The sequence below is a fragment of the Luteimonas viscosa genome (genome assembly GCF_008244685.1).
GTDB classification, from domain to species: domain Bacteria; phylum Pseudomonadota; class Gammaproteobacteria; order Xanthomonadales; family Xanthomonadaceae; genus Luteimonas; species Luteimonas viscosa.
The window spans coordinates 176,011-188,052 of the sequence record NZ_VTFT01000003.1; the positions used below are offsets into that span (position 1 = coordinate 176,011).

The 12,042-nt window shown below is 69.8% G+C and carries 16 protein-coding genes; 11 read left to right on the plus strand and 5 right to left on the minus strand.

The genetic code is table 11. The features are described from left to right. Nucleotides 1–19: 19 nt before the first annotated feature. Together FZO89_RS17815 and bioA are read right to left on the minus strand one after the other, a co-directional pair. The gene (locus FZO89_RS17815) at nucleotides 20–772 is read right to left on the minus strand and encodes a 16S rRNA (uracil(1498)-N(3))-methyltransferase (protein WP_149104807.1); all 753 of its coding nucleotides are present in this window, start codon (nucleotides 770–772) and stop codon (nucleotides 20–22) included. A gap of 64 nt (nucleotides 773–836) precedes the next feature. Continuing rightward, on the minus strand, nucleotides 837–2,228 hold the full coding sequence (gene bioA, locus FZO89_RS17820) for an adenosylmethionine--8-amino-7-oxononanoate transaminase (protein ID WP_149104808.1): 1,392 nt from the start codon (nucleotides 2,226–2,228) through the stop codon (nucleotides 837–839). Between the two features lie 38 nt (nucleotides 2,229–2,266). On the opposite strand from bioA, the gene nudE reads away from it, so the two are divergent. From nudE to FZO89_RS17840, 4 genes are all read left to right on the plus strand, one after another. Then, nucleotides 2,267–2,845 (plus strand): ADP compounds hydrolase NudE, encoded by a 579-nt coding sequence (gene nudE, locus FZO89_RS17825; protein ID WP_149104809.1) that lies wholly within the window; start codon nucleotides 2,267–2,269, stop codon nucleotides 2,843–2,845. After that, nucleotides 2,838–3,641 carry a 3'(2'),5'-bisphosphate nucleotidase CysQ gene (gene cysQ, locus FZO89_RS17830; RefSeq protein ID WP_149104810.1) on the plus strand — a complete coding sequence of 268 codons (804 nt, stop codon included), beginning with the start codon at nucleotides 2,838–2,840 and terminating at the stop codon, nucleotides 3,639–3,641. The genes nudE and cysQ overlap by 8 nt, the downstream gene beginning before the upstream one ends. A gap of 13 nt (nucleotides 3,642–3,654) precedes the next feature. Further along, nucleotides 3,655–4,476, plus strand: a complete 822-nt coding sequence (gene mazG / locus FZO89_RS17835; protein WP_149104811.1) for a nucleoside triphosphate pyrophosphohydrolase — start codon at nucleotides 3,655–3,657, stop codon at nucleotides 4,474–4,476. A 169-nt stretch (nucleotides 4,477–4,645) separates the two neighbouring features. Continuing rightward, complete coding sequence (locus FZO89_RS17840) at nucleotides 4,646–4,948, plus strand: Mpo1-like protein (protein ID WP_149104812.1); 303 nt, start codon at nucleotides 4,646–4,648, stop codon at nucleotides 4,946–4,948. A gap of 120 nt (nucleotides 4,949–5,068) precedes the next feature. Here FZO89_RS17840 and FZO89_RS17845 read toward each other — a convergent pair whose 3' ends face one another. After that, nucleotides 5,069–5,413 (minus strand): DMT family protein, encoded by a 345-nt coding sequence (locus FZO89_RS17845; RefSeq protein WP_187471248.1) that lies wholly within the window; start codon nucleotides 5,411–5,413, stop codon nucleotides 5,069–5,071. 119 nt (nucleotides 5,414–5,532) lie between these two features. On the opposite strand from FZO89_RS17845, the gene FZO89_RS17850 reads away from it, so the two are divergent. Beyond that, on the plus strand, nucleotides 5,533–6,246 hold the full coding sequence (locus FZO89_RS17850) for a response regulator transcription factor (protein ID WP_149104813.1): 714 nt from the start codon (nucleotides 5,533–5,535) through the stop codon (nucleotides 6,244–6,246). Nucleotides 6,247–6,264: 18 nt separating this feature from the next. Continuing rightward, complete coding sequence (locus FZO89_RS17855; RefSeq protein WP_149104814.1) at nucleotides 6,265–7,557, plus strand: sensor histidine kinase; 1,293 nt, start codon at nucleotides 6,265–6,267, stop codon at nucleotides 7,555–7,557. A 29-nt stretch (nucleotides 7,558–7,586) separates the two neighbouring features. Here FZO89_RS17855 and FZO89_RS18940 read toward each other — a convergent pair whose 3' ends face one another. Beyond that, nucleotides 7,587–7,859, minus strand: coding sequence for a hypothetical protein (locus FZO89_RS18940; protein ID WP_262378782.1), 273 nt, complete (start codon nucleotides 7,857–7,859; stop codon nucleotides 7,587–7,589). Here FZO89_RS18940 and FZO89_RS18945 point away from each other — a divergent pair. Further along, on the plus strand, nucleotides 7,837–7,971 hold the full coding sequence (locus tag FZO89_RS18945) for an ABC transporter permease (RefSeq protein ID WP_262378783.1): 135 nt from the start codon (nucleotides 7,837–7,839) through the stop codon (nucleotides 7,969–7,971). The two genes, FZO89_RS18940 and FZO89_RS18945, sit on opposite strands and share 23 nt — an antisense overlap. Nucleotides 7,972–8,047: 76 nt before the next feature. Here FZO89_RS18945 and FZO89_RS17865 read toward each other — a convergent pair whose 3' ends face one another. After that, complete coding sequence (locus FZO89_RS17865; RefSeq protein WP_149104815.1) at nucleotides 8,048–8,812, minus strand: SGNH/GDSL hydrolase family protein; 765 nt, start codon at nucleotides 8,810–8,812, stop codon at nucleotides 8,048–8,050. 203 nt (nucleotides 8,813–9,015) lie between these two features. Here FZO89_RS17865 and FZO89_RS17870 point away from each other — a divergent pair, with 203 nt between their 5' ends. The 4 genes from FZO89_RS17870 (at nucleotide 9,016) to FZO89_RS17885 (ending at nucleotide 12,011) form a co-directional block, all read left to right on the plus strand. After that, nucleotides 9,016–9,396, plus strand: a complete 381-nt coding sequence (locus FZO89_RS17870; protein WP_149104895.1) for a diacylglycerol kinase — start codon at nucleotides 9,016–9,018, stop codon at nucleotides 9,394–9,396. Nucleotides 9,397–9,419: 23 nt separating this feature from the next. After that, nucleotides 9,420–10,157, plus strand: coding sequence for a TerC family protein (locus tag FZO89_RS17875; RefSeq protein ID WP_149104816.1), 738 nt, complete (start codon nucleotides 9,420–9,422; stop codon nucleotides 10,155–10,157). A 160-nt stretch (nucleotides 10,158–10,317) separates the two neighbouring features. Continuing rightward, nucleotides 10,318–11,220: a prolipoprotein diacylglyceryl transferase gene (lgt, locus tag FZO89_RS17880; RefSeq protein ID WP_149104817.1), complete on the plus strand. Its 903-nt coding sequence runs from the start codon at nucleotides 10,318–10,320 to the stop codon at nucleotides 11,218–11,220. After that, nucleotides 11,217–12,011: a thymidylate synthase gene (locus FZO89_RS17885; protein WP_149104818.1), complete on the plus strand. Its 795-nt coding sequence runs from the start codon at nucleotides 11,217–11,219 to the stop codon at nucleotides 12,009–12,011. The genes lgt and FZO89_RS17885 overlap by 4 nt, the downstream gene beginning before the upstream one ends. Nucleotides 12,012–12,042: the final 31 nt, after the last annotated feature.

Sequence of the window (12,042 nt, forward strand, 5' to 3'; positions counted from 1 at the left end):
CCTGGAGCGATCACGCGGCCTAGCCTCGAAGATCGCCGTACAGCGCCTGCAGGGCCGCGATCGCCGCGAGGCCGGCGGTTTCGGTGCGCAGCACCCGCGGACCAAGGCGCAGGCCCTCGAACCCCGCACCGTACAGTTGCTGACGGTCGCGCGGCGACCAGCCCCCTTCGGGTCCGATCGCGATCACGACCGGGCCGGTCGGGCCTCCCGCAGCGCGTGCCGCCAGCGTCGACAGCCCGAGCGCGCCCCCCGGGTCGAGCACCAGCCTGCATGGCGCGTCGCCGGTCCGCGTCGCGGCGCCGGCGATTTCCAGCGGATCGCATACCTCGGGAAGGCGCGCCCGGCCGCACTGCGCGCAGGCCGAGGCCACGATGCCGCGCCAATGGCCGATCCGCTTCGCCATGCGCGCGCCATCGAGCCGGACCTCGGTGCGTTCCGCCTCCACCGGCACGATCCGTGCCACGCCCAGCTCGGTCGCCTTCTGCAGGATCAGGTCCATCTTCTCGCCGCGCGCGATCCCCTGCAGCAGGGTGATCCGCAGCGGCGATTCGTTGTCGACCACCTGCGCGTCGTGGATGTCCACCAGCGTCTCGCGCTTGCCACAGACGACGATGCGCGCGGCGTAGTCGTGGCCGTCGCCGTTGAACAGCACGCATTCGTCGCCCTCGCGCAGCCGCAGCACCCGTACCAGGTGCGCGGCGGCGTCTTCGGGCAGTGCGAGGCGCGCGCCGACGGCGAGGACTGCATCGACGTAGGTGCGGATCACGCGCATCGAACCGCACTCCACCGCAACCGGTCGGCGGCGGGCAGGCGCCGCGGCCGGACCGGGGCAATGCTCATGCCGTCGCCTCGACGATCGCGTCCGCGGTCACCCCGGCGAGCAGCGCGAGCTGCGGCTCGTCGATGCAGTAGGGCGGCATCCAGTACAGTACGTCGCCCAGCGGGCGCAGCAGGACCCCGCGGGCGAGCGCTGCGCGATACGCGCGCAGCCCGATGCGCGCGGATGGATCGAACGGCCTGCGCCGGTCGCCGTCGCGGGCGAGCTCGAACGCCACGATCATGCCGGTCTGGCGAACGTCGGCGACATGCGCGAGCCGGCCGATGGGCGCGGCCAGCGCCTGCATCGCCGAGGCGGTGGCGCGGTTGCGCGCGAGCACGTCGTCGCTGCCGAAGATGTCCAGCGACGCCAGCGCCGCCGCGCAGGCGAGCGGATTGCCGGTATAGCTGTGCGAGTGCAGGAACGCGCGCTCGCGCGAATCGTCGAGGAAGCCGTCGTAGATCGCCTGCGTGGCGAGCACCGCGGCCAGCGGCAGGAAGCCCCCGGTCAGGCCCTTGGACAGGCACAGCAGGTCGGGCTGGATGCCGGCCTGTTCGCAGGCGAACATCGTCCCGGTGCGGCCGAAGCCGACCGCGATCTCGTCGGCGATGAGGAAGACGCCGTGCACGTCGCACAGTTCCCGTACCCGCCGCAGGTAGGCCGGGTGGTGCATGCGCATGCCACCGGCGCACTGCACCAGCGGCTCCAGCACCAGCGCGCAGATCTCGCCGGCATGTTCGTCGAGCAGGTGCGCCAGCGCGTCCGCCGCGTCCTCGGCGCAGGCGGCCGCGCCCTGGCCGTCGCGGGCGAGGTAGGCATCGGGCGAGGGCGCGAACACCGCCTGCATCAGCAGGGGTGCGTAGATCCGCCGGTACAGCGGGATGTCGCCCACCGAGAGCGCGCCGATGGTCTCGCCGTGGTAGCCGTTCTGCAGCGCCATGAACTTCGTGCGGCGCGGTTCGTCGCCGCGGTTGCGGAACCAGTGGAACGCCATCTTCAGCGCCACCTCGACCCCGGCCGACCCGTTGTCGGCATAGAACACCTTGGCCAGCGGCGCGCGGGCCGCTTCGCGTGGCGCGATCCGCAGCAGCCTTTCGGCAAGCTCCACTGCCGGGGGATGCGAGCAGCCGGCGAGGATCACCTGCTCGAGCGTACGCGCCTGGCGGGCGATGGCCTCGGCGATGCGCGGTTCGGCATGGCCGTGCAGGTTGGTCCACCAGCTGCTGACCGCGTCCAGCGTGCGGCTGCCGTCGTGCCCCACCAGCCAGGCGCCCTCGCCGCGCGCCACCGGCAGCAACGGCAGCACGTCCGGATGCTCGCGCATCTGCGTGCAGGGATGCCAGAGCACGGCGAGATCGCGCGAACGCCAGCGTCCGGCGTCGTCTAGAATGGCGTCATCGTGAGTCGACATGCCCCCATTATCGCCCGTGGCCCGTCCGGGGCGGTGCCATGACGCGCCGCCTGCCGACGATCCACGCCATCACCGAGCACGATGCCGGTCCCTACCGCATGGAGCGGCTGGACCTGGAGTTCAGCAATGGCGAGCGGCGCCAGTTCGAACGCCTGCACGGGCGCGGCCATGGCGCCGTGGCGGTGGTGCCGATGCTCGACGCGGCCACCGTGCTGCTGGTGCGCGAGTACGCCGCCGGCCTGCACCGCTACGAACTCGGCCTGGTGAAGGGGCGCATCGACGCGGGCGAGACGCCGTTGCAGGCGGCCGACCGCGAGCTCAAGGAAGAAGCAGGCTACGGTGCGCGCCGGCTCGAGGTGGTGCGCACGCTGTCGCTTGCGCCGGTGTACATGAGCCACGAGACCACCGTGGTGCTCGCGCGCGAGCTGTATCCCGAGCGCCTGCCCGGAGACGAGCCGGAGGAACTGGAAGTCGTGCCCTGGCCGCTGGCATCGATCGGCGAACTGGCCCTGCGCGAGGATTTCTCGGAAGGCCGTTCGATCGCCGCCCTGTTCGCCGCGCGCGAGTACCTGGACCTGGAGCGGACCACCGGACTGGAGCGGGCCGCCGATGCCTGACTTCGCCACCATCCAGGCCCTGCGCGAGGACGTGCTGGCGATTGCGCAGGATGCCGCCGCCTCGATCCTGGAGGTCTACGAAGGCGACTTCGACGTCACCCGCAAGGAAGACGCGAGCCCGCTGACCGCCGCCGACCTCGCCGCCCACCACTGCATCGTCGCGGGGCTGTCGCGGCTCACGCCGGAGATCCCGGTGCTGTCGGAGGAATCCACACACGCGGTGCCGCCGGACGTTCGCCGGCGCTGGCCAAGCCTGTGGCTGGTCGACCCGCTCGACGGCACCCGCGAGTTCGTCAAGCGCAACGGAGAGTTCACCGTCAACATCGCGCTGATCGACCACGGCGTGTCGGTGTTCGGCGTGATCCAGGCGCCGGTGACCGGCGTACTGTGGCATGGCGCGCCCGGGCACGGTGCGTTCCGTCGCGACGCAGGCGGCGAGCATGCGATCCACGTGCGTCGGCCGGCGGTCGCGCCCCTGCAGGTGGCCGCGAGCCGCTCGCATCGCGATCCGCGTACCGAGGCGCTGATGGCGCGGATGGGTGCGGTCGAGCCCGTCGGCCTGGGCTCGTCGCTCAAGTTCTGCCGCCTGGCCGAGGGTGGCATGGACGTGTATCCGCGCTTCGGCCCGACCAGCGAGTGGGACACCGCGGCCGGGCAGGCGATCCTCGAAGGCGCCGGCGGCACGCTGCTCGATCCGCAGGGACGGCCGTTCCGCTACAACCAGCGCGACACCCTGCTCAACGGCGATTTCATCGCGCTGGGCGATCCCTCGCTGCCCTGGCGCGACTGGCTCTAGCCGCCGCGACCGCATGGACGGGACCGACGACCACGACATCCGGCGCCTGCTCGGGATCATGGCGCGCCTGCGCACGCCGGGCACCGGCTGCCCCTGGGACCTGGAGCAGGATTTTTCGACCATCGCGCCGTACACCATCGAGGAAGCCTACGAGGTGGCCGACGCGATCGACCGCGGCGACCTGCCGGCGCTGAAGGACGAGCTGGGCGACCTGCTGCTGCAGGTGGTGTTCCATGCGCGGATGGCGGAAGAACAGGCCGCCTTCGCGTTCGGCGACGTGGTCGTGGCGATCTGCGACAAGATGGTGCGCCGGCATCCGCACGTGTTCGGCGACGCCCGGGTCGGCGACGCGACCGCGCAGACCGCGAGCTGGGAACGGATCAAGCGCGCCGAACGCGAGGCGGCCGGCGCCGGTGACGACTCGGCGCTGGCCGGCGTGTCGCGCGGGCTGCCGGAGTGGCAGCGCGCGGTGAAACTGCAGGACCGTGCGGCGCGCGTGGGCTTCGACTGGCCGGGCCCCGCGCCGGTGATCGACAAGCTGCACGAGGAGATCGGGGAAGTCCGCGCCGAGTTCGCGGCGGTTGCCGCCGCCCCGGATGATGCCGATGCGCGGGCACGCCTGCAGGAGGAACTGGGCGACCTGCTGTTCGTCGCCGCCAACCTGGCGCGGCATGCGAAGGTCGACGTCGGTACCGCGCTGCGCGGCGCCAATGCCAAGTTCGAGCGGCGCTTCCGGGCGATGGAAGCGATGGCGCAGGACGATGGCGTGCGCCTTCAGGACCTGCCCCTGGCGGAACAGGACCGCTACTGGGAACGGGCCAAGCGCTCGACCTGACGGTGCGCCGCCGGCTTCCCGACCCTGCGGCAGGCACTCCCCCGGCGCAGCGACGCCGCATCCGCCCCGAGCGCGGCGCCGTCCGGCCCGGGCGCCCGGATCGCGGCACGGTTGTGCGCGGCCGCACGCGGCTTCATCATTCCGGCAACCGCGCCGAGGGAGGACGGACATGCGCCGCTTCGCCAGCTTCCGCGAGTTCTATCCGTTCTATCTCGAAGAGCACGGCAACCGTACTTCGCGACGGCTGCATTTCATCGGCAGTTGTGGCGCGCTCGCGTTCCTCGCGCTGGCCATCGTCCAGCGCAACGCGTGGTGGCTGCTGGCGGCGCTGGTGTGCGGCTACGCCTTCGCCTGGGTGGGGCACTTCTTCTTCGAGAAGAACCGCCCGGCGACGTTCAAGCATCCGTTCTACTCGTTCGCCGGCGACTGGGTGATGTTCAAGGACATCCTCAGCGGCAGGATCCGGTTCTGACGCCGACCGCCCCGCGGATCCGGAGCAGCGCGCGCTCGCTGCACGCGCGTAGCGCCACCAGCAATCGGTGCACGCGACATCCACGGCCGAAGAAGGCGGACTTGCGACGTCGTGCGCCGGCTACTCCAGGAAGATCAGCCACGCCGCCACCGCGATCAGCGCGAACCCCGCCCAGTGGTTCCACTTCAACGGCTGCCCCAGGTACCACGCCGAAAAACCGGCGAACACCAGCAGCGTGATCACTTCCTGCATGCCCTTGAGCTGCGGCGCGGAATAGAACGCCGACCCCAGGCGGTTGGCCGGCACCATCAGGCAGTACTCGAAGAAGGCGATACCCCAGCTGACCAGGATGACCGTCACCAGCGGGGTGGCCTTGTACCTGAGGTGCCCGTACCAGGCGAAGGTCATGAAGACGTTGGAGCCGATCAGCAGCAGGATCGGGAGCAGGCGGTCGAAGGCGGGCATGGGGGATTCGCGGATCCGGCAGGGGTGGGCGAGGCGCGACGATGCGGCATCTTCACGGCCCTTGTACAGCCGCACTGGCACGCTTTCACAAAGCTGAAGGCACCCTTAGAGGAACACACATGCGTGCAGGGCAGGAAACGGGCGGTCTGGTCCTGATCGTCGAGGACAACCGCAACATCTCGGAAATGGTGGGCGAGTACCTGGAGGGCCGCGGGTTCGAGGTCGACTACGCGTCGGACGGTCTGGACGGCTACCGGCTGGCGGTGGAGAACAGCTACGACGTGATCGTGCTGGACCTGATGCTGCCGCGGCTGGACGGGGTGGAAGTCTGCAAGCGCCTGCGCTCGGAAGCGCGCAAGTCGACCCCGGTGCTGATGCTGACCGCGCGCGACACGCTGGACGAGAAACTCACCGGGCTGTCGTCCGGTGCCGACGACTACCTGACCAAGCCGTTCGCGATCCAGGAGCTCGAGGCACGCTTGCGGGCCCTGATCCGCCGCGAACGCCGCCAGGTCGGCTCGGAAGTGCTGAAGGTCGCCGACCTCGTGCTCGACCCCGCCAGCATGCGCGCGACCCGCGGCGGTACCGAGCTGCAACTCTCGCCGATCGGGATGAAGCTGCTGACGATCCTGATGCGAGAGTCGCCGCGGGTGGTGAACCGCCAGGAGATCGAACGCGAGATCTGGGGCAACGGCCTGCCCGATTCCGACACCCTGCGCAGCCACCTGTACAACCTGCGCAAGATCATCGACAAACCGTTCGACAAGCCGCTGCTGCATACCGTGCAGAGCGCCGGGTACCGGATCGCCGACATCGACCAGTCGCCTGCCTGATCGCTGCGGAGCGCAACGATGCCGCAGGGTCTGCCCAGCAAGATCCGCTATGCGTTCGTCACCCAGGGGCTGCTGGCGGTCCTGGCGGTGGTGTTCGGCGTCAGCGTGATCACGCTGATCACCCGGGACGCACTGATCGACCAGCGCCTGGACGTGGAGGCGGCCGCGTTCTGGGAACGGCGCGCGGGCCTGCGGCCGCCCGCGCAGCTGCCGGCCACCGACACCATCCGCGGCTACTTCCAGGCCAACGGTGCGGCCGCGACGGGGATCCCGCCGGACCTGCTGGCCATGCGCGAAGGCGTCAACTATCTCTATCGCCAGCAGCGCGCCGTCCTGGTGCAGCGGCAGCCGGCCGGCGTGCTCTACCTCGTGGTCCGGACCGGGAACGTCGACCGGATCATGTGGAGCGCGGCGGGCGGGATGATCCTGCTGGGGCTGCTCGCGGTACTGGTGATCACCGGACTGACCTACCGCAAGTCGCGCAGCATCGTGCTGCCGGTCAACCGGCTGGCCGAGGAGGTCGCGCGCTGGGATCCGCTGCAGGGGGAGATGACGGCGCCGCTGGCGCTGTCGGCGGTCTCGAACGACCAGAGCCGCGAGGTCCGCGCGCTGTCCGCGGCACTGCACGGCCTGGCCGGCCGCGTCGCCGAGTTCGTGCAGCGCGAGCGCGATTTCACCCGCGACGCCAGCCACGAGCTGCGTACCCCGCTCACCGTCATCCGGGTCGCCAGCGACATGCTGCTGTCCGATCCCGCGCTGCCGAACTACGGTCGCCGTTCGCTCGAACGCATCCAGCGCGCCGGGCGCGACATGGAGGCGGTGATCGACGCATTCCTGATCCTCGCCCGCGAGGGTGGTGTGGCGCCGGTGAGCGAGGAGTTCGACGTCCGCGACGCGGTGCTCGACGAGGTCGAGAAGGCGCGTTCCCTGCTGGTCGGGAAGCCGGTGGATCTACGGGTCTCGGGCGATGCGTCGCCGCGCCTGTTCGCGCCGCCGGCGGTGCTTGGGGTGGTGGTCCGCAACCTGCTCCGCAATGCCTGCAACTTCACCGAGCACGGCGCCATCGACGTGCTGATCGGGGCGGATGCCATCGTCATCCGCGACACCGGCATCGGAATGTCGGCCGAGACGCTGCGGCATGCGTTCGAACCGTTCTACAGGGCCGATGCCTTCAATCCGATGGGCAAGGGCTTCGGCCTGACCATCGCCAGCCGCCTCGCCCGCCGCTTCGGCTGGCGACTCGAGCTCGCGAGCGTGCCCGATGCAGGGACCACCGCCACGATCCGCTTCACGCCGGCAACTGCCGCCTGAGCGATCCGCATGGGTCGGTCCATGCGCTGTCAACCGGCGCTGCCGGGCGCGGTGGCGACGATCTCGCTGATCGCGGGCGGCATCGGCATGAACATCATGCTGGTGTCGGTCACCGAACGCGTCCGCGAGATCGGCTGCGCATGGCGGTCGACGCCGGGCCCTGCGACGTGCGCCGCCGGTTCCTGGCCGAGGCGATGCTGCTCTCGCTCGGCGGCGGCGTGATCGGCATCGTGGTCGGCATTGCCGGCGCCCTGCTGGTGGACCAGTCCGACAGCGACCTTGCCGGTGCAGCCCGACGGCAAGGTGATCGCCCTGGCGGCGGGCTTCTCCATCGCCACGGGGCTGTTCTTCGGCTATTACCCGTTGAGGAAGGCCAGCCAGCTCGGCCCGATCGAGGCGCTGCGCCAGCAGTAGAGCCTCGTACGGTGATGGGCGCGACACTCGGTCACGGCGACGGCGCCGATGGGGCGCAGCCGGCGTGGTGCGGCGATCATTCTTCCCGCAGGTACGGCGCCACGATTCCGCGCCACAGTGCGTAACCGTTCGCATTCATGTGCAGGCGGTCCCCGATGAACAGGCTTGCGTCCGGCTGGCCCTTGGCATCGAGCATCGGCGTGAACACGTCGATGAAGTCGACGCCTTCGCGTGTCGCGGCCCAGTCGCGGACGAGTGCGTTGGCCTCGCGCTGGCGCGGCAGTTGCGCCGCCCGCAGCGGACTCGGCTTGATCGCGATGTAGGAGATGCGCAGGTCCGGCAGGTCGCGGCGCAGGCGCTCGACCAACGCCTGGAAGTCGGACAGCACCTGCGCCGGCGTACGCCCGGCATCGATGTCGTTGTCGCCGGCGTAGACCAGGACCTGGCGTGGCCGGTAACGCAGCGCGACCTGCTCGGCATGCCAGAACGAATCGCGCACCTGGGAACCGCCGAAGCCCCGGTTCAGCACGGGAAGACCGGCGAAATCCCGGGCCAGGGCGGGCCACAGGCGCACCGACGAACTACCGGTGAAGACGATCGGGCGCGGTGGCGGCGGAGCTGCCGCATCCTCGTCCGCGAACCGCGCCATGTCGGCCGTCCAGTCGCGCGAAACGGGATCGATCGCCGGCGCGGTGACCGACGCGGACACGGCCTGCGGGCCGCCGTGGCATCCGGGCGACAGCGGCAGCGCGACGAGCATGAAAAGAGCGAGCAACGCGCTGCAGGGCCCTGCAGCGCGCTTCACGGGGCGTTTCGGGAGGCGGGGAAAACGGGTCTGCATCGGGGCTCCGTCCGGAGTTCTTCAGAGGCCTGCGGTGGCGGGAAAGACGCGGGAATCACGCCCGACTATGGCAAAATTGCATGATTGCGGCGATGCCGCGCCCCTGAACGCTGCATGCCGTCGACGCTGTCGCAGTCTCCCCCCGGCGCCGCCGGTGGCCGCCTCGGGGATCCAGGACCGGGCGCGCGGGAACGGGCTCGATGATGGCCGACGAAACCGGCCACCTGCCGCGTCGCCCCGCGCGCATCCTGATGGCGACCATCTGGTCGCTCCAGGGGTTGCGGGCCGCGTGGCTGCATGAATCCTCGTTCCGGCTGGAAGTCTATCTGCTGGTGCTGCTGGGTCCATTGGCGCTGTGGCTGGGCGACGACGGCGTCGAGCGCGCGCTGCTGCTGGGCAGCTGCCTGCTGGTGCTCGCGGTGGAGCTGCTTAATTCCGCGATCGAGGCGGTGATCGAGCGCTACGGCCCCGAGCACCACGAACTGGCCGGTCGCGCCAAGGACATGGGATCGGCGGCGGTGTTCGTGACCATGTTGAACGTGTTGCTGGTGTGGGGGCTGGTGTTGCTCCCGCGCTGGATCTAGAAACCGGAACAGGAAATCGATAGATGCTTGAGATGTTGAGCGATCCGCAGGTGTGGATCCTGTTGCTGACCCTGAGCGCGATCGAGATCGTGCTGGGCATCGACAACCTAGTGTTCATCTCGATCGCGGTCAGCAGGCTGCCGCCGGAGCGCCGCGAGTTCGCGCGCAAGTTCGGCATCGCGGTCGCGTGCATCACCCGCATCGCGTTGCTGCTCACGCTGGCATGGCTGGCCGGCCTCACCGCGGACCTGTTCGTGCTGCTGGGCCAGGGCATTTCGGTGCGCGACCTGGTGCTGATCCTGGGCGGCGTGTTCCTGCTGGTGAAGGGCGCGCTCGAGATCCGCGAGATGATCGGCGGCGGGCACGACGACGGCAGTCCCGCGGCGAAGGCGGCGGTCTCGTTCGGCGGCGTGATCGCGCAGATCGCGGTGATCGACATCGTGTTCTCGCTCGACTCGGTCATCGCCGCGGTCGGCATGGCCGGCGAATACGTGCCGGTGATGGTGACAGCGATCCTGGTCGCGGTCAGCGTGATGCTGCTGGCGGCGCGTCCGCTCGGCCAGTTCATCGACGCCAATCCGACGGTCAAGATGCTGGCGCTGGCCTTCATCGTGCTGATCGGCGCCTACCTGCTTCTGGAAGGCTTCGACGTGCACATTCCCAAGGGCTACATCTACGGCTCGATGGGGTTCTCGGTGCTGGTCGAAGTGCTGAACCTGTGGGCGAAGCGCAACGCGCGCCGGCGGGGCGAGACGTCCTGACCCGCCTGCGGCCCGGATGGGGCCGCGACAGGGGTGGCCGGACCAGCGGCCGCAGGCCAGCGCTGGCCGCTTCGCGCGCGGTGCCGTTGCCCGCGGGCCTGCCGGCCACGCGGCGGGTCGGGCACAATAAGCCCTCGTCCGCCCCGGAACGCCCCGCTTCATGATCCATCTCCACCAGATCGACCCCGTCGCGATCCACTTCCCGGCGTTCGAAATGTTCGGCCGGACCTTCCAGCCGGCGATCCACTGGTACGGAATCATGTACCTGCTGGCGTTCTTCACCGCCTGGTGGCTGGGCAGGCGCCGGGTCGCGGCGGGGCGGTTGCCGGGCGTCGATGCCAATGCGTTCGGCGACCTGGTGTTCTACGGCATGCTCGGTGTCGTCCTCGGCGGGCGACTGGGCTACGTGCTGTTCTACGCCTTCCCCGACCTGCTGCGCGATCCGCTGATGCTGCTGCGCGTATGGGATGGCGGCATGAGCTTCCACGGCGGCCTGATCGGCGTGCTGGTCGCCGCCTGGCTGTGGTCGCGCCGGCACGGGCTGCATTTCTTCGACACGATGGATTTCGTCGCGCCGCTGGTGCCGGCCGGACTCGGTTTCGGGCGCCTGGGCAACTACATCGGCGCCGAGCTGTGGGGCAAGTACACCCAGGCGGGCTGGGGCGTGGTGTTCCCGACCGATCCGCAACTGGCGGGCCGCAGCGCGGAACAGTTGCAGGCGCAGTTCGCTTCGGGCGCGCTCGACGCGTTCGCGCGCCATCCTTCGCAGCTCTACCAGGCCTTCCTCGAGGGCCTGGTGCTGTTCGTCGTGTTGTGGGCGTACTCGTCCAAGCCGCGTCCGCGCTATGCGGTGGGTGGCCTGTTCGCGCTGCTGTACGGCCTGTTCCGCTTCGCGGTGGAGTTCGTGCGCGTGCCGGACGCGGATATCGGCTACCTGGCATTCGGCTGGCTGACGATGGGGCAGGTGCTGTCCCTGCCGCTCGTCGCGCTGGGCCTGTTCTGGCTGTGGAAGTCGCGAAGCGCGCCCACGCTGCAGCCGGGCATCGCCGGAAGCGGGGCATGAAGCAGTACCTGGACCTGTTGCGCCACGTGCTCGAGCACGGCGCGGAGAAGTCGGATCGCACCGGCACCGGCACGCGCAGCGTGTTCGGCTGGCAGATGCGTTTCGACCTGGGCGAGGGCTTCCCGCTGGTCACCACCAAGAAGCTGCATCTGCGCTCGATCATCCACGAACTGCTGTGGTTCCTGAAGGGCGAGACCAACATCGCCTATCTCAAGCAGAACGGGGTCGGCATCTGGGACGAATGGGCCGATGCGGACGGCGAACTCGGCCCGGTCTACGGCCGCCAGTGGCGGCATTGGCCGGATGGCAGGGGCGGGCACATCGACCAGATGCAGTGGCTGGTCGACGAGATCCGGCGCAATCCCGATTCGCGCCGGTTGGTGGTCAGCGCCTGGAACGTCGCCGAGCTGCCGCAGATGGCGCTGATGCCCTGCCACTCGCTGTTCCAGTTCTACGTGGTCGACGGCAGGCTCAGCTGCCAGCTCTACCAGCGCAGCGGCGACATCTTCCTCGGCGTGCCGTTCAACATCGCCAGCTATGCGCTGCTCACGCACATGGTGGCGCAGGCGACCGGGCTCGGGGTCGGCGATTTCGTGCACACGCTCGGCGATGCGCACCTGTACTCCAACCACTACGAGCAGGCGCGCGAACAGCTGGCGCGCGCGCCGCGGCCGTTGCCGCGGCTGCAGCTGAACCCCGAAGTCAGCGACCTGTTCGCCTTCACCTACGACGACATCGGGATCCACGGCTACGACCCGCATCCGGCGATCCGTGCGCCGGTGGCGGTGTGAGCGGTGGGCGCCTTGTCCGGACGCATTGATC

What these genes read in the sequence shown, in the direction of transcription:
- FZO89_RS17815 (WP_149104807.1), bottom strand. Translation starts at nt 772, where the DNA reads ATGCGCGTGATCCGCACCTACGTCGATGCAGTCCTCGCCGTCGGCGCG.
- bioA (WP_149104808.1), bottom strand. Translation starts at nt 2,228, where the DNA reads ATGTCGACTCACGATGACGCCATTCTAGACGACGCCGGACGCTGGCGT.
- nudE (WP_149104809.1), top strand. Translation starts at nt 2,267, where the DNA reads ATGACGCGCCGCCTGCCGACGATCCACGCCATCACCGAGCACGATGCC.
- cysQ (WP_149104810.1), top strand. Translation starts at nt 2,838, where the DNA reads ATGCCTGACTTCGCCACCATCCAGGCCCTGCGCGAGGACGTGCTGGCG.
- mazG (WP_149104811.1), top strand. Translation starts at nt 3,655, where the DNA reads ATGGACGGGACCGACGACCACGACATCCGGCGCCTGCTCGGGATCATG.
- FZO89_RS17840 (WP_149104812.1), top strand. Translation starts at nt 4,646, where the DNA reads ATGCGCCGCTTCGCCAGCTTCCGCGAGTTCTATCCGTTCTATCTCGAA.
- FZO89_RS17845 (WP_187471248.1), bottom strand. Translation starts at nt 5,413, where the DNA reads ATGCCCGCCTTCGACCGCCTGCTCCCGATCCTGCTGCTGATCGGCTCC.
- FZO89_RS17850 (WP_149104813.1), top strand. Translation starts at nt 5,533, where the DNA reads ATGCGTGCAGGGCAGGAAACGGGCGGTCTGGTCCTGATCGTCGAGGAC.
- FZO89_RS17855 (WP_149104814.1), top strand. Translation starts at nt 6,265, where the DNA reads ATGCCGCAGGGTCTGCCCAGCAAGATCCGCTATGCGTTCGTCACCCAG.
- FZO89_RS17865 (WP_149104815.1), bottom strand. Translation starts at nt 8,812, where the DNA reads ATGCAGACCCGTTTTCCCCGCCTCCCGAAACGCCCCGTGAAGCGCGCT.
- FZO89_RS17870 (WP_149104895.1), top strand. Translation starts at nt 9,016, where the DNA reads ATGGCCGACGAAACCGGCCACCTGCCGCGTCGCCCCGCGCGCATCCTG.
- FZO89_RS17875 (WP_149104816.1), top strand. Translation starts at nt 9,420, where the DNA reads ATGCTTGAGATGTTGAGCGATCCGCAGGTGTGGATCCTGTTGCTGACC.
- lgt (WP_149104817.1), top strand. Translation starts at nt 10,318, where the DNA reads ATGATCCATCTCCACCAGATCGACCCCGTCGCGATCCACTTCCCGGCG.
- FZO89_RS17885 (WP_149104818.1), top strand. Translation starts at nt 11,217, where the DNA reads ATGAAGCAGTACCTGGACCTGTTGCGCCACGTGCTCGAGCACGGCGCG.